Here is a 24,023-nt window from a genome sequence, read left to right on the forward strand (position 1 = left end):
AATGAAGATGGTTGCAAGGGTAATGCTGTGCGGGGTCATCGGTCTCACCGGGTCAGCTATGGCCGACGAATATGAAAATGGCTATGACCAAGAGATTATTCGCCTTAACGAAAGAATCAGACAAATAGAAAAGGAAAAAAAAGAGAGTGAGGACAAACTCCAGTCAAAAGTATGGAATGTCGAAACCTATCTAGGCACCGAGCAGGAGATCGACAGCGACCATAACTGGAAATTTACCAAAGGGAGTATGGCGACCTCGCCGTATGTCGGCGCTTGGATATACCAGAATGATTCTTTGTGGCTGTATGACATGCAGTTTTTAAAAACATATCTGGATAACAACAAAGAGTATAACCGCACGCGCTGGCAGGCTGGGGTGACGCGCACGTTTCCTTTCATCATCGATGGTAAAACGGGTAATACCAAGCTGCGTCTTGGTTACCGTAATGACAACTGGCACTTCGCCTCAATAGATAACCCCGCTTTGGCTGCGCCAACCTATCAGGGCGATATTCGCAAGGGCGAAGAACGGCATGAATTCTGGATCCGCCCGCAGGCTTACTACAAATATTCAGACAGCGTGAGCTTTAATGCCAGTCTGTCGTTCCGCCTAATTGACCGCAAGCTCGATTACGCTCGCGCACACGGTGATTACGGTGTTTATAAGCGTGACAGGAGCCAAATTAACGAACATTTCGCCGGGGCGAATTTCGTCTTTACGCCGAAAAACTCGCTGTGGCTAAACTACCTTTATATCGACGAACAGCTAGTGAATACGCTCTATAACAAAGAGCATTTCTTGTGGGCAATTTATCGCAATAAATTCGATAACGGCTTGCTGTTAATGCCTTATACGCGCCTGGCATTAACTAAAGGGACACAAAGCTTCCGCAATTCGAGAAACGAAGAAATTGTTTATAAAGAAAAGGATCGCAGCCGTTATGGATTCCAGGCGATATATCCGTTCACCAAACAGACCTCCATTTTTGCCGACCTTTATTATCGTCCAGAGCTAACCTGGGTGAACGGCGATCGCACCAGCAATAATTTCTGGTTCTGGGCACTTGAACTACGCCATAACTTCTAACCTACAGCAGCAACTGCTAGGAGAAACAGGAAATGAAGCATTTCTTGCTGAGTTTATTATTCTTAATCGCCGCCGTAAGCCAGACTGCAATAGCCAGCGATATTGTTTTAGGCGCAGATATTGTTTTAGGCGTCGATCGGGAAGATATCTATGGGCCACAGCTTGCCAATAAGCGTGTAGGGTTAATGGTCAATCAAAGTTCGCTAAATAAGGAAGGCCAACACACCATTGATAAATTGCTGGGCGAACAGGATAAATATGGCTTTAAGGTGACGGCAATATTTTCCGTTGAACACGGTCTGCGCGGCAAAGCGGAAACCGGTTTGGGTGATAATAACTATACGGATGCCAAAACCGGCCTGCCGATAATATCGCTTTATGGCAAAGACGGAGATGGTCGCGCTCGCGCCCATCCTACCGAAGAGCAGTTATCCAATGTCGATATCGTAGTTTACGATTTGCAGGATGTGGGCGTGCGCTTTTATACCTACACCGTTTCCCTACACCACATGCTCGAAAGCCTGCAGCAGTATCATAAGCAGCTAATGATTTTCGATAGGCCAAACCCGCTCGGCAAATATGTCTACGGCCCGATTATGGAGGAGGAAAATATCTCTGGCATCGGCATGCACCCAGTGCCAATGGTACACGGCCTGACTTCTGGGGAATTCGCCCGCATGATCGTGGGTGAAGGCTGGCTGACACATTTCGATGACAGGAGCTGGAAGTCCTTCGGCAACAAGGCGTATCAGTTTCCTGAGCAGGATCTTAAGGTGATTGAGATGACGAATTACAGCCACGATGCGTCGTATTCACTGCCAGTTCCCCCCTCTCCTAACCTGCGCAGAGACCTGTCGGTCCAGCTCTATCCATCCCTAGGATTGTTTGAAGCGACCAGCGTGAATACTGGCAGAGGGTCGGATCATCCATTTGAACAACTCGGCTTTCCGAACCGCCAATTCTACGTCAACACCTGCTACCACGTAGACGGCAATCAACAAAAATTAGGCTGGCCACAGGCTGGGAAAGAGGTGTGCGGCCAGCGGTTCAGCACCGCAGAGCTGGATTCTGTGAGGCCGACGATCCGTTATTTTGTCGACTGGCGCATGCGTTTTAAAGAGGCGGGATACGCAGTGGCGGTAACACCGGAACAAGAAGCAAATTATCTGGACTATCAGGAACAGGCGTTCTTACTGCGCCCCACTTGGCTTGCAAAACTCACGGGCACCAGCGAACTGCCTGTTTTGCTGATCGAAACCGACGAGAAAAAACTCACCCTAGATGAAACCGTCGCGTTTATTGAATCACACTGGCAATCGGGCATTGACAAGTATATGAAACTACGAGAGAAGTACAGAATCTATCACTAATCCCACGTTGACGTTTGGAGTAGAACAGGCTGCCCCATTTATGGGACAAGTAAACGTTAAGCCAGATACCAACGAAGGCACCGCGTAGCGGCATAATTCTCGGCAAAGGCCAAGGGTCACGGGGCGAGCAGCGCTTAAGTCGCCCCGTGTCGGGCGCGTGCTACGAGGTAGCATGAAAATAACGACATTACCGCGCACGAAACCGTCTCGGCGTCCGCATAAAATGGACGAAGAGACAGAGGAGCTGCTTTCTTAGAACAGTTTTTTCGCTGTATCCAGCCAATCGCCTTTGAAAGGACGCTTCATGTTCTCAATCGCATCAACGATGTCGTGGTGCACCATTTTCTCATTCTGGATACCGACACAGCGGCCGCCGTAGCCCTGCTGTAGCAGCTCAATAGAGTAGGCGCCCATGCGTGAGGCCAGAATACGGTCATAGGCAACCGGCGAGCCGCCGCGCTGAATATGGCCAAGTACGGTCGCACGGGTTTCGCGTCCCGTTTCTTTTTCAATGTATTTCGCTAATTCATCGACGTCGCACACCAGTTCGGTGATCGCCACAATCGCATGCTTTTTGCCTTTTTCGATGCCCGCTTTGATTTCACAGACCAGATCTTCCGGGCTGAATGGCACTTCCGGCAGAACGATGAACTCACAGCCGCCGGCAATCGCCGCCGCCAGCGTCAGGTCGCCGCAGTGGCGTCCCATCACTTCAACAATGGAAATACGCTGGTGTGAAGAGGAGGTATCGCGCAGGCGGTCAATCGCTTCCAGCACGGTTTCCAGCGCGGTAAAGTAACCGATGGTGTAGTCCGTACCCGCGACGTCGTTATCGATCGTGCCGGGCAAGCCGATACAAGGGAAACCCATTTCAGTCAGACGCTTGGCACCCATATAGGAACCGTCACCGCCGATAACGACCAGCGCATCCAGGCCGCGTCTTTTCATATTTTCCACGCAGACCTGACGCACCGCTTCATCACGGAACTGCGGGAAACGCGCGGAACCCAAGAATGTGCCGCCACGGTTAATCACATCCGATACGCTGTAGCGATCCAACTGCTCCATGCGATCTTCGTACAAGCCCTGATAGCCATCATAAATGCCATAAATTTCCAGCCCTTCCGATAGTGCAGCGCGAACCACACCACGAATTGCCGCATTCATACCTGGTGCATCGCCACCGCTCGTCAACACTCCGATTCTTCTAATCATGACAACCTCTGGACTTGTAGATGTAATTTTGCAGGATTCTTCTATCGTAAATTCACCGCCGCCGTGAAACAGGCAGCAACGCCTTATTCTTTTATTAGCATATTATAACAAACACCCGAAGCTGAATTGATTCAGGTCAGGCTAAATTGTGCATAAATTTTCATGGCGTATCACGTTTTTAACATAAAATGCTGAAACCTGGCCGACTACGCCGTCAATCTGCCACGCTGATTTTCCGGCACGGCAGAAACTGGATCCTGATGGATAATAATATCGGCACCCGGAAACTGTTCACGTAATGCCTGCTCCAGATCGTCTGCAATTTGATGTGCCTGTACCAGCGGCAGTGTGTCATCCATTTCCAGATGCAGTTGAATAAAGCGCGTTGGGCCGGAACGTCGGGTACGCAACGCATGTGCGCCGCGAATGCCCGGCCAGTTCACAATCACCTCAGCAATAGCGCGATGCTCGTCCTCTGGCAGGGCGCGATCCAACAGCGACTGCACGGCGTCATACCCCATGCGTAACGCGCTATATAAAATATAGCCGCCAATACCCAATGCAAACAGGGAGTCGGCGCGCGTAATGCCTTTCCAACTGAGCGCCAGCGCTACCAGAATCGCGCCGTTCATCAACAGATCGGACTGATAATGCAGCATGTCCGCACGAACCGCCTGACTGTGCGTACGCTTCACGACCCAGCGCTGGAACGATACCAGCAGCAGCGTGGCCACCAGCGCAATGAGCGTCACCCACATGCCCACTTCCGGCGCGTGCAGCGTCTGCGGCTCCAGCGAGTGTTGCAGCCCCGTCAGGATCAGGAACAGCGCCGAGCCAGAGATAAACATGCTCTGCGCCAGCGCGGCCAGCGATTCTGCCTTACCGTGGCCGAACGCATGTTCAGTATCCGCCGGTTGCAGCGAATAGCGCACCACCAGCAGGTTCACCAGCGACGCGGCGATATCCACCAGCGAATCAACCAGCGACGCCAGCAGGCTCACCGAGCCAGTGTGCCACCAGGCAAACACCTTCATTATGAACAGCACCAGCGCCACGGCCGTTGCGCTCACAGCGGCCAGCGTAACCAGACGCGCATAGTGTGGATTCATCATGCCCTCACGTAAGACGATGCCCTTACCTACAATAACTAGCTCAGGTCGTCGCTTGTATTCAGTTCGTTAATGACGTTTTTAACACACGGGAATAGCGGACAAACGTAAAAATACAGCACACGGTCGCCAGTATCGCCATCGCCGCGCCAATAAAGCCGATGTCAAGCAAACCCAAATGGACAATCACCTGATTGCCCAGCAGCGCACCGCCGCCGATCCCAATGTTATAAATTCCCGAATAGAGCGCCATTGCTACGTCGGTGGCATCCGACGCCAGCGTCAACACCTTGACCTGCATGCCCAGGCTTAGCGCCATAATGGCGATGCCCCAGACGATACACAGCGTCGACAGGCTCCAGCCGCTGAATGACAAAGGCAGCAAGAGCAGTAAACACACCGCCAGAAACGCGAACGAGACAATCAGGAAGCCCGCCGGATATTTGCTGCTGTAGCGGCTGAACAGCATGCTGCCAATGATGCCAGCACCGCCAAAAACCAGTAGCAAGATGGTGGTGAAATTTTCACTCAACAACGCCACTTTCTGGATAAACGGCTCAATATAACTGTAGGCGGTAAAATGCGCCGTCACGATCATCACAGTCAGGCCGTACACGCACAGCAGCGCCGGACGTTTAAGCAGGAGAGGCAAACTCTTCAACGAACCGGAATTACTGCTCGGCAGCACAGGCAGCAGCCGCATCAGGCCCAGCATAATTCCCGCAGCGATCAGACCAATAAGGACAAACGTCACACGCCAGCCCAGATACTGCCCGACCACACGTCCCAGCGGTAACCCTAGTACCAGCGCCAGCGCCGTGCCGGTCGCCAGCAAGCTTAATGCCTGCGCTTTTTTGTCCGCCGGTGCCAGACGCACCACCAGCGATGCCGTAATCGACCAGAACACCGCATGAGCCAGCGCCACGCCGATACGGGCGATAACCAGCACCCAATAGTTCCAGGCCAGACCGGACAACACATTGCTGACAGCGAACAGGATAAAGATTTTGATCAGCAGGCTGCGTCGCTCCATATCGCTGGACATCAGCATGCAGGGCAGCGACATCAGCCCAACCACCCAGGCGTAAATCGTGATGATCAGCCCAACCTGCGCGGCGCTCATGGAAAAGCTGGCAGCGATATCTGACAACAACGCGACAGGGGCAAATTCAGCGGTGTTAAAAATGAAGGCCGCCAGAGAAAGGCTGACGACGCGTAACCAGGCGGTCGAACGGGAAGAACGGGTCATGGTATTGATATCAAAAGTTAAAATAAAAGAATGCGCCCCCTGTCGTGGCAGAGGCTAACGCGATGAAGCAATGGTACAGGGAAAGTATGACATCACCGTGTAATCGGCGAGCGGCCAAAGGTGTTTCAGCGTGCTTTTATGAGGATGTCAGCCAAAAGCCTGAAGACAGGTAAGGGAACATTCATGAGCATCATTTTTGGTGCTCATATTCTACGCTTTACTACTCCCTTACGCTGTCTTTTTTCGCGCTTTTCTTGCTCTGCTTTGTATCCGGTTTCTATCGGGAAAATGGCGTTACGCCGTTGAAGACCGGCGTAGCACAATCGGTAACCCGTTTTGAAAACGCTGAAGCCTGTCGCAAAGAAAGACGATCCGCAGCAGGCTCTCCACTTCCGGCTGGGGTTGCGCTAAATAGTGCGACAACGCGTTTTCAACGAGCGTTAAGCCCAGCTCATTGGCCGTTTTCATGCTGTGTTGCAACTGCTCTCTTTGCGTTGAGGTTAAATGCCGGCGTCCGGTGCAGGCCTGCGCGTCCAGCACATCAATAATTGGGTGACAAACCCGCTGTACCAGCGTGGGCAAGGGACGCTGCGCCGTTTTACGCTGCTTTCTCTCCGCAAATAGCGTTTGAATATGGCTAATAAAACTGGGCACGGTTTTCTTGGTCTTGATGGCCTGAAAATCTAAACAAAACGCGGTCACCGCGCGGCCATCACTCACCAAGAGAGAATAGGGATGGAGATCAATGTCATTCCCACGGCGACGGGGCTGCACCAGCACCGCTACAATCGCCCACTTTTGCTGAGTGGCCTGTTTGAGCCTGTCTATGCGCTGATGCTGCGTTTTTTCCCAGTTTAAGCTCAGATACAGCGCATTATCCGCGTCATCAAAGACCGGCCAGACCACACGCTGCTCCACCTCATTCCAGACGACAGGTTCATAGCGGTTTACATGCAGCAGCAGAGGCTGTGGGTAATCCTGATTCTCTTGCTCAAAATAGTGAAACAGCTGCGACCAGTCGGCAATGCCGCACGTCGATTTACACTTTGCATAAGCGGCGGCAGGCCACGGCGAGCCCTCAAGATTCGCGTAACTGTCGCCGCCTGCGGCCAATTTCCCGTCGTCAGAAAAACGCGGGTGGTGCAGCGTAAAGGGAGCGCGCATGATGTGTTCGCCCAGCTGTTTCCACATCGCCAGCCCCTGCCACACGCCCTGCTGGCTAAACGTCACATCATGGTAATCGGCCCGCGCTTGCGTACAGTGCACTAATTGCTGATTTTCACTATCCCAAAATGAAAAGGTGGCACCGCGCGCACCGCCTTCGGTGACCCACCACTGCGCCCCCAATGGTACAAGCGATAAGGCTTCAGGCTGTTGTTGATATTGCCGCCGTACCTGCCCGCGCAGGTGCAGCAAGCGCTCAGGCGTCGCCTGCTCAAGCTGGTATAGATACGCCGACAGACGGGCAATGAACAGCAGCACATCACGTTCTTCCAGACTGTAATGCCTGTCCGCTAATAGACTGACCTGTCCGCTCACATTGCGCAGGTAGCCCGCCAGCCGAGGCAATCCTTCCGCACGCGCGGACATATTCAGCAAGTGAAGCTGTCGCGCACTGCTTTTACTGATGTGCGATAACCCCTGATTCATGATGTCCTGGATAAACGCATTAAGCGTAGCAATCAGCGTACGTTCATCGGCATGGAGCGCCCGCACCTGTGTTTCCTGAGTCAGACAATCCGCTGGCCACGGCCAGACGCGCTGACTGGCGGTAAAGAGGCAGGCAATGGCGGCAAGGTGCAAGGCAGGCTGCTTCTCCCGCAAGAAATCCGACAACATGCCAGCAAATCCCGCTCCAGCCAGATAGATAACGGGGCTTTCCAGCATCGGCAGGTGAATTTTAAGCTGGTTGGATAGCGATTCCGTCCTCACCGATTCTTCCGCCCACATCTGAACAAATCGCGCGGCATGCCGCGTTTGCCCTTTGCCGACCTGCTTCATTAACGTCTCAGGATCAAGCTGTAAGATCTCGGCAAGCACGTCTATTGGTGGTGCGGTGGTTTCCTCAGAGAGGGGCGAGGCCTGCTCCGCACCGCCTTCAGCATGGGCTTGTACCCACAGCACCGCCGCCAAAATGTGCTTACAGCAGCCCGAGGCTGGACAATCGCACCGCGCGGTTTGTATTCCCTGCGCATTCAGCACCACCTGCTGACCATCGCTGACAAAATGCCCTTCTTGCTCAGAATCGGTCACCAGCGTCACTTTGTCGCCAGCCAGATCTTTTTTTGCCCGACGCAGCAAACCGACATTCGCAAAAACGCTCAGCGCATCGTCATCATAATTTAGATAAAGGGATTGCCAGCTCATCGCATCACCTCCGCCAGCCATTGCGCAAAGTGCTCCGGCGTCAGCGCCGCAACATGCATGCCGCGATCGGCCAATTTTTGCCCGATTGCGGTGTCGTATACCGGCTGTGCGGCATCATCAAGCGCCGCAAGCCCTAACAGCGTGATCTGCTGACTGTGCATGCGTTGCACGCAGCTGAGCAGGCGATTCAGCGCGCCGCCTTCTTCAAAATCGCTGATTAACGTCACGATGGTGCGTTTCGGGTTTTGTACTTGCTGCTCACAGTACTGCATCGCCTTCGCAATATTCGTCCCGCCCCCCAGTTGCACCGTCATCAGCACGTCAACCGGATCGTGGGCAAGATGCGATAAATCAACCACCTGTGTATCAAATACAATCAGTGAAACCCGTACCGCAGGCAATGCCGCCAGAATGCTGGCGCAGACCGCCGCATACATCACTGAACTGGACATCGAAGCACTTTGGTCGACGCACAAAATGACATCCCACGGCATATGCCGCTGCATGCGTGAATTAAAATGCGGTGTTTCAATGACCAGCCGATTCTTCTCACGATCAAAATGCTTAAGATTGGCTGCAATCGTGGCACGCCAGTCGAAATTTTGACTGCTGGGAATCGGTGAACGTCGGAATCGATTACGGCGACCGGTGAGCGCATTCGTAAACGTCGGCCTCAGCGTGCGTAATATCTCATCGACCACCTTGCGAATAATGTCGCGCACCGCCTCACGCGTTTCTTCATTCATCCGTCCCCGTAAACTCAATAGCGCCTTAGCGAGCGCGGGCGTGGGCTCCATCGCTTGCAGAGCCTGCGGGTCGTTGAATAAATGCGAGATTTCATAGCGTGAAATCGCTTGCGATTGCATTCGTTCAAACGTGCTGCTGGGGAACAATTTACGCGCCTGATTGAGCCAGTTAACCGCCGTTAGCTGAGACTGATCCAAAGAGCCGTGCCGTCCTCCTTCCTGCTTAAGCCCACGACGCTGATATTCACGGCGATAGAGATAATCCAGAGTACGCTCGACTTTCAGGTCATGTGCGTCAAAGGCCGCTTTACCTAATGCCTCGTCGGCATAGTGGCCCAGAATCAATCGCCAGCGTTTGCCGTTTTTTTCTTTATCATCAGACTGCGGATCTTGCGCACTCATCGGGCTGCACCCTTCTCTTTTTCATACCATGACAGTAAATCGTTTTCCGCCAGCTGCTGTTTCAGCTTTTGGTTTAACTGCATCGTCTGGAGCATCTCCTGCTCCGTGAAATCCATTTGCCAAAGATGCATTTCCGGCTCAGAGAAACCACATTGTTCAGCGATATAGTTCGCTAACGTCGCATTCTGCTTCGGCGTGAGTTGGCTGAAGGCAAAGCGCAGGTCGGGCAACACGTGCAGAAAACGATCATCATCCCACTGCGACATCAGCGCGTTTAACTTATCGACCAAACGCGGGGTTTTGATAATGAGCTCAGGGGCGGCACGCATTAACCCCACAAAATAGCGAACCGCCTGCTCAGGGTCGCTACCCTGACTAAAGACGTTCGATAGATGGTCATCAAGCGTTTGCTCATCAATTTCATCACCGAGATAGCGCAGCGCATCAACCGCCCCTTTTAACAAAGGCACGTCCTTTAACGCTGGGGCGATCTGCTGCAATTGGTGGTAAAAATCGCGACTGGCGGTACTGGAGGGATCGAGCGTAGGCATAAATTCAATCAGCTCACGCAAGGCAAGCAATGCGGTAAAATGTTCTTCCTGCTGTGACTCATCACCCGCGGTGATGGTCGGTAAGCAAAACAACGTCTGTGGAACCAGCTTAAACAGCAGCTGAGTTAACTCAGGCTGATTACGTAAGCCAAGAAAGTCACGCCCGCGCCAGAGATGAATCAGGCTATGCCCGCATTCAACGAGCGAACTTAACCGAAAATCGTTGTTTATATCGTCATGCAATAAACGGAATAGCCCGGCTACACGCGACGGTAATCCCAACAGTGCCGCCTGAATCAGCACACGCACCGCATTCTTGCTTGACCGATTCTGCCCCTGTTCCTCTAGCTGCTTTTCCAAATAGAGTAATTTATCGATGGCAATCGCTTCGAGCTGGCTTCCCTTCTCCGAGAGCGTAATCAATCGCCCTTCGATCGACGGTGTCCACGCATAGTGCCACTCTTCAAATAGTAGGTCGAGATTGTGACCACCCAAAAAATCAGGGCCATTACTGCGCGTCGCAAAACCCACTTCAAGGAAGCTCAACAGATGAAGAAAGCGGCTGCGGGCACGATGCTGCGGGTTGCGATAGATATCCAAACGGCTCAGTTTGACGAGCGTATCATCAAGTTTAAAGCGGTGATATTTCGCTAACCGATAGGTTTCATCAACCAGCGGAGGTGTTGCACTGCCTGCTGGGATTTGCCCTAACGCATGACCGGAAAACGCCTTTTTGATCTCAAGCCACAGATCGCTTTGCGCATCATCAATGCTGCCTTTGATAAAACTACTTTGTAGCCCATCCAGCAGGTCATAACGACCGGGGCCTTCATGCCCGCGCAATGCCGCTAAGCGAACACTCTGTTCTACCGCATTTTTTACCGTGATGTAGCTGGGGGGATCGTCAAAAGATTTAGCGCGGAGCAGGCTGGCAACTTCAGACAAAAAACGCATCCCCATGTTATTGCGGTGTTCCTGCGTCGTGAGCGCTCGCCCCGTTTTATCGCCCCGCTGCGCCATGAGCATCTGCCAGCTTCGCTGATAGTACGCGGGCGCAGGCATACCGGAGGCATACCCATTGAGCGCATCTAATCGGTCAAAGCTGTAGCGGATGAGCCACGCACTGTCGTTTTCCGCCTGCTTCAGCTGTTTTTGGTACTGCTTCTTCGCCGCATCCGTGAAGGCATTGAACGATTTAGCGTCGTGAGACAGCCCTTCGAGCAGCGCCAGCGAATGAAAACCGCCGGTGACGACCAGAATTTTCCCCGTTGGATGTTCAGCACGAACCTGCATGATAGCGGCGAGCATATGCGCCTCACGCTGTGCAGATCCCTCCGCTTCCAAAACCTGAGGCTCATAGTCCAGTCGCGCCAATGCACACCAGACTAACGTATCGCGGAAAAGCTGTTGCCAGTTGGTCAGCGCCTCAATCGAACGTAATTCAAATAAATGCTCCCACAAATCATCGTGATCGCGGCAATAGCATTTTTTTGCGAGTGCCGAGATAAACTGGCTGTGGGCGAGATAACGTTCCGCTTGCAGGCTCTGGCTGACGTCATTCTGACGTTCCTCAATCGCGATTTGTTCAACCCACGGCAAATCAATAAAACGCAGCGTCGCGTTGTGACGATGCCCCGCATGCAGCGCAACCCATTCAGGCGAGTAGTCACAAAAAGGGAAAAAAGCGCTGCGCGTGGTCGCTTGCGGCGTTTCGCCCTCTTGCGACTCGCGGGCTTGAAAGTCAGCCTGTCCCATCACCGCGATAGGGGGTTTCGCGTCAGGGTGAAGCAAATCGGGCAACAGGTGATTAAAACTGACCGGTGCCTCAATCAGAATGTGATCAGGCTGGATATCATCAATCAATGACAGCAGACCATAGGCACACGCTGGGCTATGGTGGCGAACCGGCGCAAAATAGATCTGCTGCGACTGCAAAAAATCCCATGTTGCCAGCGCCTGCTCCATCCGTGCGGGCAACACAATGTTCGAGAGACTCACCAGCGCGTTTCCTCATGAAAAAGTGTCCGTGAAGTAATCAGTAACAATGGACTACAGCCTAATGCCGATCGTTTAAGAGCCGAGATACACGGAGCGACCACAGGGCGAGGTGTCCCTGCGGGAACCTCATCCCTGTGTTTCTCCTAATATGAGGCTTAAGAGTGACTAGCATTAGGCCACGGCCTTACTTCCAAAACTGTCGTGAGGCATCATAAAACGCTTTCCAGTCATCGCTGCCTTTTGCCCTTTCTCGCGCCACGTTATCAACGTAGTAGCGCATACGTTTTGCATCGTCAGGATTATCTTTTAATACCACGCCGATAATCTGGCGGGCGATGGCGCCCGCATTCAGCGTGCTGTCGCCCAGATAATGCGCCTCAAGCGCGGAGGCATAGGCAATGTTGACCGCTTCCGCACTCGACATCACTGCATCAGGCGTTTTGATGCTGCCGCCGTCGCGCGTATTGCCCGAGCGCAGTTCCTGAAATGTGGTCACCAGCAGTTCAATGACGCTCGGTGGCACGGTGACAAGCGCGGCCAGATCGCCCAGTTCACGCGTAAGCTGCGTTTGAATAAGCTCAATTTCGAATTCAGGGTCTTGAATCGGCCTCACGGTTTCAAAGTTAAAGCGCCGTTTTAATGCGGCTGACATTTCATGTACGCCGCGATCGCGCAAGTTCGCCGTGCCAATCAGGTTAAAACCGGGCTTGGCACTGATCCGCCCTTGCTCACCCATTTCAGGAATCATCAGCTGTTTTTCAGACATCAAAGAGACCAGGACATCTTGTATTTCCGGCGGGCAGCGGGTGATTTCCTCAAAGCGGACAATCCTGCCCTGCATCATCCCCTGATAGAGCGGTGAACCGATAAGCGCGCGCTCGGTGGGGCCTTCGGCAAGCAGCAGCGCATAGTTCCATGAATACTTGATATGGTCTTCCGTCGTTCCCGCCGTGCCTTGAATGGTCAGGCCGGAATCTCCCGATATTGCCGCCGCAAACAGCTCAGACAGCATGGATTTTGCAGTTCCAGGCTCGCCAACCAGCATCAATCCCTGTTTCCCCAGCAGCGTCACAATCGCCCGATCGACCAGCGCATTATCGCCAAAAAATTTCGCGGAAATATCTAAGGCCTCGTCACCCAGAATAAACTGGCGCACCGCACGGGGTGAACGCAGCCAACCCTGCGGCTTCGGGTTATTTTCGTCCGCTTTAGTCAGGCGTGCTAATTCATCAGCAAAGCGGATTTCAGCATGTTGACGAAGTACATCGTTGGCTGTCGGTGAGTGTTTTTCCATGTTCGTGTCTCTGTTCGCCACAAAATAATGAACGAAGCCAGCACAAGGTGTACTGGCTCCATAAGCGGATTACCAAGGCGTTTTGCTTTCCCAGTCGGCATCGTATCCCGAGCAGGCTTCTGCGGCTTTCAGGTAATCGGCATAGCTTTCTGCCAGTAAAATGGGCGGGACATCCTGTAATGCCAGATTGTTGCGATCCCAATAATTTTGCTGATTTTTCTCAAAGCTCAAATCAAACAAGACCGCCGGAATATTTTCTTCTGGCACGTAGCTACCGCTAAACCCAATATTGACGTACACATTCAAGCTACTGAAATGCTTATAATAATGGTTAAACGATCCGCCATCTTCCGCTGGCGCACGCTGGTATCCCATCTTGGTTAAGACGCCGCGCAACGTGAACGTATCGGTCAACCACCCTTTTTTATCCTCAATTTCAACCCGTTTACGATCGAGTTCGGGCAGCATGTTCACCATCTGCGAGAACAAGAACGTCACTTTATAATCCTTAAAGTGCGCGAGCCAGGCTTCACGCGTCTCGTTATCGACAATGGCCGCATGCGCAAGCTGAATCATCGTGCCGTCCGATAATTCCACTTCATCGTCTTCAAGATTAAGTAAGCAACCGTCATCCGTCGGCCGGAAGGTATTGAGCACCTGCTCACCCTTCACTTCTTGCCACACCAGACGCTCGATTAACGGACGCATCACAGGGTGACCCATGATGTAAGTCTGCCAGTCCTCGCCCGACCATTGGCGCTGAGCACACATCGATTCATACAAACGTGCGGTTTGCAGGTCGATCACCTGTTTCAGCTCTTTTTTGCTCGATGAGAACAGCTTTTTCGCTTCTTTTATCTGCTCTTCGTTATCCGTTTTACGCGCCGCAGGCAGGGCTTTAATCTCTTTCCCTTCCGGGTTCAGGAGCACCAACTTCTGTTTGCTGTCCATGCGTGCGGTAAAGATCCGCTCTCCGTATTCCAGCACCAGCGTGCCCGTTTCATCCAACCCCGCCGTAGGGATCGTGCGGTCGGCCAGCTCATCCGCGCTCCAGCCATTGCGGTCGGCAATCTCTTTGACTAACTCACGCGCCTTTTCCTGAATCGCCGCGGTACGGTAGCGGCGTGAAAGTGAGAGTAACAATTGGATAATGAGCGGATCGTCGCTAATCGCCATCGCGCTGATCATCGCTTCAATCTGTGAACGACGCTGATAATGGTCACGCGTGTAATTGCGTAATGCGGAGACGGCAACATGGCCCTCGATACGACCAATCAACGCCAACATACCTTTATCCGCGATGGCAGAACCTAAATAGCGCCGCAAGACTTCATTCTTTATTTCCTCAGCCGCCTGCTCCAGCGTGTAATGCTCATATTTTTGGTAATACTCAGGGTAACGCTCAAGATAATACTGATACGTTTTTAAACGTGCGGGCGCATCCTTATGCGCTTCCAGCATCGCGTCTTCCAGCGATGGGTTTTTTACATCCTGCGTGATGAAGGAATGTAAAACAAAATGGCCCAGCTTATGCTGGCTCTCTTTGGCTAATAACCCGACATAGCGTTGCAATAACGTGTTACCGGCGGGCATTTTTAATTTCACCGCCAGAATGATCCACCATTTGATAATGTCGGCATCGACGGCCTTGCCGTTTTCCCATTTCAATGACGGTATCGCGTTATAGTCAAACCAGCTCATGCTCGCAGGCGGGCTTGCTTTCAATCCCTTCAACGCTTCGTCACGCAATACCTTTTCGGACAAATACGGCGAAATATCCTCACCAAACTGCTCTAACGCCGCCAGCAATGCGGCACGGACGGTTTCTCTCTTCTCTTTTTTTAACAGTGCATAAAGCGGCGCGATGCTGTCTTTATGTTTTATCCGCGCAAGCCATTCAATCGTGGTAATACGGATTTCTTGTTTCGCGGAATGTAGGCTTTCCTGCGCATTCACATGCACGTTCGGCAATTTTTCAAGCAACTTCTGCGCACTCACGCGGAACGTTTTATTCTCGCCTAACGCCAATTCCATAATGCGTGGAATAAACTGCGCGGGAATAGCAGGGAATTTATCAAGCAGCTCAAAGGCCTGACCCAATTCAAATTTTCGATATTGGCTGTCACTCTTATTCGGCAATAGCCCCAACGCTTCGGCGATATAGTCTGGATGTTGAGAGAAAAAAGGCCAGAGCTGTTCCGGTTTAGGGAATAGCCTCAACCCATGATTATAAGACTCTAAACATAACGAGGCGGCGATCCGTGCAGGTTCTGGGCATGCCAGCGCCTGCAAAACACCTTCAATTTGTCGTAATTCCAATCCTGCGACAATATGAGCGGGTGCTTCATGTTCTATTCGAGCAGTGCTTAGATTGAAATGTGCATACATGTTGCCAAAAATAATTCTCATAGCATGGTAAAACGTAAATTCAGGAAGATTGGTAATACGTTTTTTATATTTAATAATGCTAGTATCTTCACTAGATAATTTATGATTACCATGATTAAGCTTATCAACCAAAGAACGGCAATGCTCAGCATTCAATTTTTTTAATTTAGCATAATGATCTTGCGCCCATTTGTATTTGTACGCATTCGATTTATTTTGTTCTATTTCTTTTTCCGCATTTATTCTTGCCGTTTCCACCATCTCGATCAGGTTTTCGACAAGAATATCTTTTGCGCTTTCAGGCAACGGCGTATCAACCAGCAGCGTGAGTTCGGGTAATTCAGGGAGTGCCATATCCTGTGCCGTATCAACAACGTCAAAACGTGTCATAGCACTTTCGATACTTTTTATTACTGCCTTACTTTTTTCTAACTGTAACGCCTGTTCTAAAATATCTTTATTTTCGCCTTGACGGGCAAAGAGATCGGCAGCCTGAGAGCGCTGTTTTGGCGTTCCGTTAAATAGGATATCACTCAGGTATTTTTTGACATCATTAGCGGGAAGCGTATTCAGCAGCGGTTCAGCTTCGCTGCGCACCGTTTTTTTCTGATCCATTGCTAATTTAACAATGACATCTGAGAAAAAAACACGCAACACTTCACGATCGGACAAGTATTTCAGGAACTGAATCAGGCCGAGTGCAGAAAGTTTGTCCACTAGCGTCGTGCGGACAAACTGTGCATGACTTTCGATGTATGTCTGCAAATCAGGGAGTTCAAAGAAAAGCGCTAACTCCGAGCTATAGTATTCGCCTATTTCCTTCCGATCAAAAATAGCAAATAAAATATTCTCGCCTTTCTCATCATGCTGTTCACTAGCAACCAGGTCAGCGAGAAGTTGAACACTCCAGTCAGCACGGTGCTTTAATTTAAGCTTTTCATTAGATGTGCTTTTCAACGTAGTGACCAGCGCATCACAGAGCAAATAAACCATCCAATTTGGTACTTCGTCAGTTATTATTTTTATATTTTTATTCTGACATGCCGCAGCTAATACTTTCGCAAAGCGTACCGTTTGTTCGTTTGTTAACCCTTGGCCTACCATGGAATAGAGTTTATAACGTGCATTCCTTGCCTGCCTGATTATTTTACTATATTCACTGGAATTAAAACTATTATTTTGAACATAGTACCAGTCAACCGAACCCGGCTTGTCCAGAAGGACGATTGTTTTATCAGAATCTAACTGATTTAAGGCATAAAGAACCTCAGGTTCGGTGCCCGTCATGACATAATGAAATATTTTCTTCGGCAACGTTTTATCAAGTTCTGCAAGCGGTAAGAGAGATTCTTGCAACAGATTTTCCGTCGGCGTTACTTTCTTGTCACCAAAAATCGGCAACAGATCGAATAATTTTTTTATCATGTCAGCACCTGGTTATGTATAGATAAACAGTAATTTTTTAACATGATTTGTGATTATTCTCAATTTCAAAATTCATCTTTTTTTACAAATTTTAATTTCGCTTATTGTGATTTATATAGTGAATAAATCCAATTTATTTGAATCTTATCCAAAATTTTAGGTGAAAATAGAATTGGTTGAAAATATCGCAATATTAATGAAAACATCAGAAATTACGTGGCTATTTTTAGATAAAAAACCCGCCGAAGCGGGATATTGTCAAGCCTGTTTCAGGTGTTCGCTAAGCGTTTCAACAATAAACGTATTCACTGAAATGTGACGTTCAGCGGCCGCAATGGTCAGTCGTTCCCCGAATGACTCAGGGTAACGGAGGGTGAATGTTTTCACCTTCTCTTCACGCTCGTAAGGTTCGATGCCATTTTCCTGACAGTCTTCCAGATATTCGCGTAGCGAAATTTCACCCTCGCTTCTCAAACCATTAATACTGTCAGCGACAAAATCACAGTAGCCAGATAAACCAATAAACTTACCACGAAACATACCCATTTCCGGTACGTAACTGATAATGGCCGGTTGTCCAGAAACAACCATCGTATTTGGTGTGTTGAGTGCTTTCGTCATGGTTTTACTCCTATACTTTCCAGCCATTCACGCAGGCTAACCAGTGCACCTTTATCAGTATCCGGTGACGGATGAGGACACCGATTCCATGATGTCATTTACTGAAGTCAGTATAGACACCGCAAATATGAAGTCAAATAATGAAGTCAAAGCACGCTATCTGCTTTAAAAAATCCCAAAAAAAAGCCCTCCATCATGGAGGGCAAAAAGACAGGGATGGTGTCTATGGCAAGGAAAAACAGGGTGTGTACCTACTACACATTACTACTCGGACTGCACTACATTTCCTACAGACTACTTACTACACTAGCGCTACTACTCGGGATTCTTTGTCTCGGTATGGCTTGTCGTGCCTGGTGCTGGCGCGGCCATCTGGTTAAACATGGATATCTGCTGCTGCATCTCTTTCATGCGTTGCTTATGCTTCAGCTCTAGTATCTCTTTCTGCGCTGGCGTCAGCAGGTTATACATTTGGTTGCGCACTCGGGTCATCTGAATCTGACGCTCAAGCTGCACACTCATCATTCGGGTTATCTGCGCTCGCACCGCCGCTTCATCAAACGTTTCTGCCGTCACCAGCTTATGCATGGCTTTAACATCTTCGGCATTAAACGCCGGTTTGTCCTGACGACTTTGGTGCATCAAATCACGCATTTGCTGACGCTGTTGCTCAGTCAGCCTCACGCCATCGAACATACCTTGCTGGCCGGGTGCGCCTTTTGTGGCGGAATCATCGATATGCCAGCCGCTCGCCGGGGCGTCTCCACTTTCTGCTGCAAAGGCGGTAAAAGTGCCTAACATAAGCAGTGAAGCAAGAGATAAGGTTGCGAACTGTTGCATCAATAACTCTCCAGAGCGGTACGTCATTTTGTGAATCAATGAACAGGAGTCTACGCATCTTGCTGCAAACATCCGTCAGAGGATGTAAAACTACGTAAAGTCATGGAATAGCGCTAATCTATGTCGTATTTTGCCCTTGGAGGTAGAGAAAACATGAATAAAATTCTGCTGGTTGATGACGATAGAGAGCTGACCGCTTTACTGAAAGAATTGCTCGAAATGGAAGGTTTTAACGTCGTTGTCGCCTACGACGGCGAGCAGGCGTTACAGATATTAGATAACACCATTGACCTGTTATTACTGGATGTGATGATGCCGAAGAAAAACGGTATCGATACATTAAAAGAACTACGACAGCAGCATCAAACACCGGTCATTATGCTGACCGCCCGCGGCAGTGAATTAGACCGCGTTCTTGGCTTGGAACTGGGTGCTGATGATTATCTGCCGAAGCCCTTTAACGACCGGGAACTAGTGGCGCGAATTCGCGCGATTCTCCGCCGTTCCAACTGGACCGATCAACAGCAGGCAGGCGATAACAGCGCGCCGACGTTGGAAGTCGATGGCCTGCGTCTGAACCCCGGACGGCAGGAAGCCAGCTTCGACGATATCGTGCTGGATCTGACGGGCACCGAATTCACGCTGCTCTATCTGCTGGCACAGCGGCTGGGACAGGTGGTTTCCCGCGAGCATTTAAGTCAGGAAGTGCTAGGGAAACGGCTGACACCGTTTGACCGCGCGATCGATATGCATATCTCGAACCTGCGACGTAAATTGCCAGAGCGCAAGGACGGTCTGCCTTGGTTTAAAACGCTGCGTGGACGAGGCTATTTGATGGTATCGGCTGCATGATCAATAGTTTGACCGCTCGTATTTTTGCCATTTTTTGGTTAACGCTGGCGCTGGTACTCATGCTGGTTCTGATGGTGCCCAAGCTGGACTCGCGCCAGCTTACCGCTTTGCTGGAAAACGAGCAGCGGCAGGGCATCATGCTGGAACAGCACATTGAAGCGGACCTCGCCAACACGCCAGCCAACGATCTGCGCTGGTGGCTACGGCTGTTCTGGGTATTGGAGAAGTGGGCTCCGCCGGGGCAGCGCCTTTTTCTGGTCACCAGTGAAGGCCGGATCTTCGGCGTAGAAAAGCATGAAACCCCGATTGTGCGTAATTTTATCGGGCTGTCGGATAACGCCGATCATCCGCAAAAGAAAAATTACGGCCGCATTGAGCTTCTTGGCCCCTTTGCGATCCGCGATGGTGATGACAACTACCAGCTTTATCTGATTCGCCCTGCCAGCAGCCCGCAGTCCGATTTCATTAGTCTGCTGTTTGACCGTCCTTTGCTGCTGCTCATCTTTACCATGCTGATCAGTTCACCGCTGCTGCTCTGGCTTGCCTGGAGTCTGGCGAAACCCGCACGTAAGCTCAAACACGCTGCCGACGAAGTTGCCAAAGGCAATTTACGTCAGCATCCTGAGCTGGAGTCTGGACCGCAGGAGTTTCAGGCGACGGGCGTCAGCTTTAACCAGATGGTCAGCGCACTGGAGCGGATGGTCACCGCACAGCAACGTCTGCTGTCGGATATCTCTCATGAGCTGCGCACGCCGCTGACACGCTTGCAACTGGCAACAGCGCTGCTGCGTCGGCGTCAGGGTGAAGGCAATGAGCTGAACCGCATCGAGACGGAAACGCAGCGGCTCGACAGCATGATTAACGATCTGCTGGTGCTCTCACGCAATCAGCACAAGAACGAACTGACCCGTGAGTTCCTGCGTGCCGATGAACTGTGGGGCAATGTACTAGACGATGCCGCCTTTGAAGCCGAGCAGATGGGGAAAACGCTGGAAGTGCCCTATCCTCCGGGGCCGTGGACGCTCTTTGGCAACCCAGCCTCGCTCGACAGTGCGCTGGAAAATATCGTGCGCAACGCGCTGCGTTATTCTCACAACCACATCGAAGTGGCCTTCTCGGTGGATAATCAGGGCATCACCATCAAAGTGGATGACGATGGCCCCGGCGTGAGCCCGGAAGATCGCGAACAGATTTTCCGCCCCTTCTACCGTACGGATGAAGCGCGTGACCGCGAATCCGGCGGCAGCGGTTTAGGGCTCGCCATCGTGGAAACCGCCATTACACAGCACAAAGGCTGGGTAAAAGCGGAAGACAGTCCACTGGGCGGATTACGACTGATCATCTGGCTGCCGTTGCATCAGCGGTAAATCAAGCAAGAGTTTTCCCGCCACCGACGTTTCCTTCTATAACGCGCTCTCAGGTGCCCGACATGGGCACCTGTCACTTTCTGTTTATCTTCTCAAGGTTATACTGGATTGAGTTTTTTAGGCGATTGCGTAGAGTGATCGCCACTCATGCCGAAAACAGGCAAGACCCGTGTTGAATGAAGGATACAAACCATGAAAGGAGTAACGCTGCTGGCTGGCGTACTGACCGCGTTAATGAGCAGGCAGGCATTCAGTTCCAGCGATGGAGTGTGCGGCTTTTCCGACTCCGAATGTGGCGTGTCCGCCCTGCCCTATTTGCAGCCGGGCAACGACACGCGTGCTAACCTGATGTTGCTGCAAAGCCGTCTCCACAACATGTCGCTTCCGTTACCCCATCCTTTACCCGATCAAACGCGTTCACGTATCGACCCTTTCACAGCCTACCGGGTCATGGGAATTGCGGCCACGGAAGAGGTTCCTTCGTCAGGTTCAGCGGAGGATATCACGGCAGATGCGCCTTACCTTTCAACGCTGAATAAAGCGAAGCAGCTTAACCTTCCTTTAGCCGTTCAGGGCACGATCTCCACGTTTTCGCCTGACGATAACGAAGGACGCCATATTTCCAATGCGCTCTCCACGCTGGAAGCATTTTTCGATGTCCTGCTGGCTGACACACAGCTTACCAATGAGCAACGCACGCTGCTGGCACATCAGCGGGTGAATCTCCTCAACCCGCTGTATACCAAAGAGGCACTGAACGAGGGTCTTGTAAGACTACCGGACGAAGGGCATGCTGGCGCACTCATGCAGTATCTGTTCGCGGTTTTGGCGTTTTATCAGGGTCACTTTGATGAGGCGGAAAGCGGCTTTGAGGCGTTAACGTCTTCATCGCAGCCATGGGTGGCGGAAACCTCGCGCTATATGTTGATTCGCGTGGCGATCAATAAAGCGATGGAAAACGCGCTCGATGAATACAACATGTTTGATGCCAGTAAAGCCGATAAAGCGGCTGCACAGCTGGCCGTTCAGCATATTGGCGACTATCTGAAACAGTATCCAGACGGGCAATACATCGAGTCCGCTAACGGGCTTTACCGCCGCGCTTACTGGATTCTGGACGATGTGAATGCCTTAGCGAAAACGTACCAACACGAGTTGAACAACACCGCTGACGTCGAAACCCTCCTTGAATTGAGCGACGAGATCGACAACAAGCTGCTGGAAAATCGGCAGTTCACCAGTGCACCAGAAAGCGCGCCGTTGACGATGGTGCAAGATCTCAAGCGCTTGCGTTCCGATGAAGGCTGGCTGGCGCTGCCCGCCTTATCCGTTGACGAACTGGCCGCACAGAAGCCGCTGTTTGAGCAAGGTAACATGCAGGATGCGTTCAGCTACCTTCAGGCGGCACAGCTGTTTTATGGTCAAAAAGATTACGCCGCCGTGGTTAACAGCGTTCCCGCAACACAGGCGAAAGATCTGACCGATACCGTACGTTTCAGCCTGCAAGTCTTACGCGGTCGGGCGCTGGTGCGTCTGGAGCGCTGGGATGAGGCGGAAGCGCACTGGCGTCAGTTGCTAACGCGCAATACGGGGTACACACAAAATCAGTTCCTGCAACTTGCGCTAGCGGAAACGCTGGTCAAGGCGGGTCATCCAGAGCGGATCTTCGCCGCCGACAGCTCGGTGAAAAACCTGCGTTTCCGTTCCGCCGTGCTGAAAGTTAGTGCCAACGCCGAGCTATTGCGTCAGCAAACTGGCCCGCAGCAAACCCTTGAAGAACGTGCTATCGCGCTGCATACGCTGTTAACCAAGTCGCTAACCCACGGTGATTACGCCAGCTATCTCAAAGATGTTCAGTTGAGGAAAGACATCGCGCCGCTGGTCAGCAGCGAAAACCAAAGCTGGAATCAGGAAGATTTAACAGCATTTGACTGGGACGGCAGCGACACCGAAGAAGACTATCAGTGCCCGGCGCTGAATGACGTGGTCACGACGCTAAATCAACGCCCTAATGACGCTCGTTCGATTAACTGCCTCGGCGAATTTTTCCTGCGCACCAACAACAGCGTAGGCTTCGACTGGGGTGAAGGCAGTATGTTGAGCGGACTCACCAACGCGCCAACGCAGTTCGTCGGTACCGAATATAACCGTTTGGATGGTTACATGCGGGTGATTGCCGACCCGAAAGCGCCGCCGGAAGACAAAACCTATGCCCTGTATCGCGCGGTCAACTGCTATGCGCCAAGCGGCTATAACGACTGTGGCCCACAGGACATCAGCAAGGCAACCCGCAAAGCCTGGTTTACCCAACTGAAAACCAAGTACAAAGGCAGCGTGTGGGCAGACAAGCTCGATTATTACTGGTAACGCCGTTAATCGTGTTGGCCGGCCTGTTCTCGTTCTGTACGCAGGCCGCTTCCGTTAACGTTGCACCTTCAACCATCAACACGGCGTCCCCCATCGTCGACGCGACGCGCTATCAGGACTTCTGGCTATGGGCGGCAGTGCGACCCCAGCCAATTCTGCATCAGGCACAAACGCTGTACCTGCATCAGGGTGAAGTGGCGCGCCGCCAGGGTAAAGTCGTGTTCCTGCGTCAGGGGATTCCGCCCAGCCAATTGCGCGTTAACCGCGTCTGGCTGGCTTTCCGCATGACCACGCTGGAGCTTTCCGATCGCCACCTGAACCGGATACTAAAGTTACGGGAAAAGTGGCAGCGTCAGGGGAATCAAGTTGCTGGGATTCAGATCGATTTTGATGCGAAAAGCTATCAGTTGGCAGGCTATGTCGCGTTTCTGACGCAATTACGCGAGCGTTTACCCGAAGATTGTCAGCTCAGTATTACAGGGCTGCTCGATTGGTCGAAAACTGGGGATGTGTCGGCGTTGAACCGCTTACAGGGCAAGCTGGATGAAGTGGTGGTGCAGACCTATCAGGGACGCAACACTATTACCAATTACGCCGAGTACCTGCCCGCGCTGATGAAGCTGACCCTGCCTTTCCGGGTCGGGCTAGTGCAACACGGCAAGTGGGAACCGCAGTGGCAGCAGCGCCTTGCCACTTCACCGTATTATCGCGGGGAAGTGGTGTTTCTGGTGAATCCGCCCCTGAAAAAATCCGCCAACGGCAGGCTGTAGCAAGC

16 protein-coding genes and 1 pseudogene are annotated in these 24,023 nt (G+C 51.6%); 6 read left to right on the plus strand and 11 right to left on the minus strand.

Going from position 1 to position 24,023, the window contains the following annotated elements; translation table 11 throughout:
* Nucleotide 1 precedes the first annotated feature (1 nt).
* Both JFY74_20165 and JFY74_20170 read left to right on the plus strand, forming a co-directional pair.
* Nucleotides 2-1,087, plus strand: coding sequence for a hypothetical protein (locus tag JFY74_20165; GenBank protein ID QQG28325.1), 1,086 nt, complete (start codon nucleotides 2-4; stop codon nucleotides 1,085-1,087).
* A gap of 32 nt (nucleotides 1,088-1,119) precedes the next feature.
* Complete coding sequence (locus JFY74_20170) at nucleotides 1,120-2,457, plus strand: DUF1343 domain-containing protein (GenBank protein QQG28326.1); 1,338 nt, start codon at nucleotides 1,120-1,122, stop codon at nucleotides 2,455-2,457.
* A 252-nt stretch (nucleotides 2,458-2,709) separates the two neighbouring features.
* Here the strand turns inward: JFY74_20170 and pfkA are convergent, their stop codons facing one another.
* From pfkA to cpxP, 11 genes and pseudogenes are all read right to left on the minus strand, one after another.
* Nucleotides 2,710-3,672: a 6-phosphofructokinase gene (gene pfkA, locus JFY74_20175; GenBank protein QQG28327.1), complete on the minus strand. Its 963-nt coding sequence runs from the start codon at nucleotides 3,670-3,672 to the stop codon at nucleotides 2,710-2,712.
* Nucleotides 3,673-3,878: 206 nt separating this feature from the next.
* The gene (fieF, locus tag JFY74_20180) at nucleotides 3,879-4,781 is read right to left on the minus strand and encodes a CDF family cation-efflux transporter FieF (protein ID QQG30595.1); all 903 of its coding nucleotides are present in this window, start codon (nucleotides 4,779-4,781) and stop codon (nucleotides 3,879-3,881) included.
* A 61-nt stretch (nucleotides 4,782-4,842) separates the two neighbouring features.
* The gene (locus JFY74_20185) at nucleotides 4,843-6,030 is read right to left on the minus strand and encodes a sugar transporter (protein QQG28328.1); all 1,188 of its coding nucleotides are present in this window, start codon (nucleotides 6,028-6,030) and stop codon (nucleotides 4,843-4,845) included.
* A 294-nt stretch (nucleotides 6,031-6,324) separates the two neighbouring features.
* On the minus strand, nucleotides 6,325-8,397 hold the full coding sequence (locus JFY74_20190; protein QQG28329.1) for an SWIM zinc finger family protein: 2,073 nt from the start codon (nucleotides 8,395-8,397) through the stop codon (nucleotides 6,325-6,327).
* Entirely contained in the window at nucleotides 8,394-9,545 is a 1,152-nt protein-coding gene (locus JFY74_20195; protein ID QQG28330.1) for a VWA domain-containing protein, read from the minus strand. Before JFY74_20195 ends, JFY74_20190 begins: the two co-directional genes overlap by 4 nt.
* Nucleotides 9,542-12,094 carry a 4-aminobutyrate aminotransferase gene (locus JFY74_20200; protein QQG28331.1) on the minus strand — a complete coding sequence of 851 codons (2,553 nt, stop codon included), beginning with the start codon at nucleotides 12,092-12,094 and terminating at the stop codon, nucleotides 9,542-9,544. The genes JFY74_20195 and JFY74_20200 overlap by 4 nt, the downstream gene beginning before the upstream one ends.
* Nucleotides 12,095-12,278: 184 nt before the next feature.
* Complete coding sequence (locus JFY74_20205; protein QQG28332.1) at nucleotides 12,279-13,388, minus strand: AAA family ATPase; 1,110 nt, start codon at nucleotides 13,386-13,388, stop codon at nucleotides 12,279-12,281.
* 69 nt (nucleotides 13,389-13,457) lie between these two features.
* Nucleotides 13,458-17,201, minus strand: coding sequence for a DUF4132 domain-containing protein (locus tag JFY74_20210; GenBank protein ID QQG28333.1), 3,744 nt, complete (start codon nucleotides 17,199-17,201; stop codon nucleotides 13,458-13,460).
* A gap of 258 nt (nucleotides 17,202-17,459) precedes the next feature.
* The gene (locus JFY74_20215; protein ID QQG28334.1) at nucleotides 17,460-17,822 is read right to left on the minus strand and encodes a type II toxin-antitoxin system HicB family antitoxin; all 363 of its coding nucleotides are present in this window, start codon (nucleotides 17,820-17,822) and stop codon (nucleotides 17,460-17,462) included.
* A pseudogene (locus JFY74_20220) lies at nucleotides 17,819-17,899 on the minus strand (hexulose-6-phosphate synthase). Before JFY74_20220 ends, JFY74_20215 begins: the two are co-directional and overlap by 4 nt.
* 238 nt (nucleotides 17,900-18,137) lie before the next feature.
* Nucleotides 18,138-18,662, minus strand: coding sequence for a cell-envelope stress modulator CpxP (gene cpxP, locus JFY74_20225; protein ID QQG28335.1), 525 nt, complete (start codon nucleotides 18,660-18,662; stop codon nucleotides 18,138-18,140).
* A 153-nt stretch (nucleotides 18,663-18,815) separates the two neighbouring features.
* Between cpxP and cpxR the strand changes: the two genes are divergently transcribed.
* From cpxR to JFY74_20245, 4 genes are all read left to right on the plus strand, one after another.
* Complete coding sequence (cpxR, locus tag JFY74_20230) at nucleotides 18,816-19,514, plus strand: envelope stress response regulator transcription factor CpxR (protein ID QQG28336.1); 699 nt, start codon at nucleotides 18,816-18,818, stop codon at nucleotides 19,512-19,514.
* Nucleotides 19,511-20,881, plus strand: coding sequence for an envelope stress sensor histidine kinase CpxA (gene cpxA, locus JFY74_20235; GenBank protein ID QQG28337.1), 1,371 nt, complete (start codon nucleotides 19,511-19,513; stop codon nucleotides 20,879-20,881). Before cpxR ends, cpxA begins: the two co-directional genes overlap by 4 nt.
* Before the next feature lie 192 nt (nucleotides 20,882-21,073).
* Entirely contained in the window at nucleotides 21,074-23,248 is a 2,175-nt protein-coding gene (locus tag JFY74_20240) for a hypothetical protein (GenBank protein ID QQG28338.1), read from the plus strand.
* Nucleotides 23,218-24,018, plus strand: a complete 801-nt coding sequence (locus tag JFY74_20245; GenBank protein ID QQG28339.1) for a DUF3142 domain-containing protein — start codon at nucleotides 23,218-23,220, stop codon at nucleotides 24,016-24,018. Before JFY74_20240 ends, JFY74_20245 begins: the two co-directional genes overlap by 31 nt.
* The last annotated feature ends 5 nt before the right edge of the window (nucleotides 24,019-24,023 follow it).

This window comes from Pectobacterium carotovorum, from assembly GCA_016415585.1.
Classification (GTDB): domain Bacteria; phylum Pseudomonadota; class Gammaproteobacteria; order Enterobacterales; family Enterobacteriaceae; genus Pectobacterium; species Pectobacterium carotovorum_K.

What these genes read in the sequence shown, in the direction of transcription:
- fieF (QQG30595.1), bottom strand. Translation starts at nt 4,781, where the DNA reads ATGAATCCACACTATGCGCGTCTGGTTACGCTGGCCGCTGTGAGCGCA.
- JFY74_20215 (QQG28334.1), bottom strand. Translation starts at nt 17,822, where the DNA reads ATGACGAAAGCACTCAACACACCAAATACGATGGTTGTTTCTGGACAA.
- JFY74_20170 (QQG28326.1), top strand. Translation starts at nt 1,120, where the DNA reads ATGAAGCATTTCTTGCTGAGTTTATTATTCTTAATCGCCGCCGTAAGC.
- cpxR (QQG28336.1), top strand. Translation starts at nt 18,816, where the DNA reads ATGAATAAAATTCTGCTGGTTGATGACGATAGAGAGCTGACCGCTTTA.
- cpxA (QQG28337.1), top strand. Translation starts at nt 19,511, where the DNA reads ATGATCAATAGTTTGACCGCTCGTATTTTTGCCATTTTTTGGTTAACG.
- JFY74_20165 (QQG28325.1), top strand. Translation starts at nt 2, where the DNA reads ATGAAGATGGTTGCAAGGGTAATGCTGTGCGGGGTCATCGGTCTCACC.
- JFY74_20185 (QQG28328.1), bottom strand. Translation starts at nt 6,030, where the DNA reads ATGACCCGTTCTTCCCGTTCGACCGCCTGGTTACGCGTCGTCAGCCTT.
- JFY74_20190 (QQG28329.1), bottom strand. Translation starts at nt 8,397, where the DNA reads ATGAGCTGGCAATCCCTTTATCTAAATTATGATGACGATGCGCTGAGC.
- JFY74_20195 (QQG28330.1), bottom strand. Translation starts at nt 9,545, where the DNA reads ATGAGTGCGCAAGATCCGCAGTCTGATGATAAAGAAAAAAACGGCAAA.
- JFY74_20240 (QQG28338.1), top strand. Translation starts at nt 21,074, where the DNA reads ATGAAAGGAGTAACGCTGCTGGCTGGCGTACTGACCGCGTTAATGAGC.
- JFY74_20210 (QQG28333.1), bottom strand. Translation starts at nt 17,201, where the DNA reads ATGATAAAAAAATTATTCGATCTGTTGCCGATTTTTGGTGACAAGAAA.
- pfkA (QQG28327.1), bottom strand. Translation starts at nt 3,672, where the DNA reads ATGATTAGAAGAATCGGAGTGTTGACGAGCGGTGGCGATGCACCAGGT.
- cpxP (QQG28335.1), bottom strand. Translation starts at nt 18,662, where the DNA reads ATGCAACAGTTCGCAACCTTATCTCTTGCTTCACTGCTTATGTTAGGC.
- JFY74_20205 (QQG28332.1), bottom strand. Translation starts at nt 13,388, where the DNA reads ATGGAAAAACACTCACCGACAGCCAACGATGTACTTCGTCAACATGCT.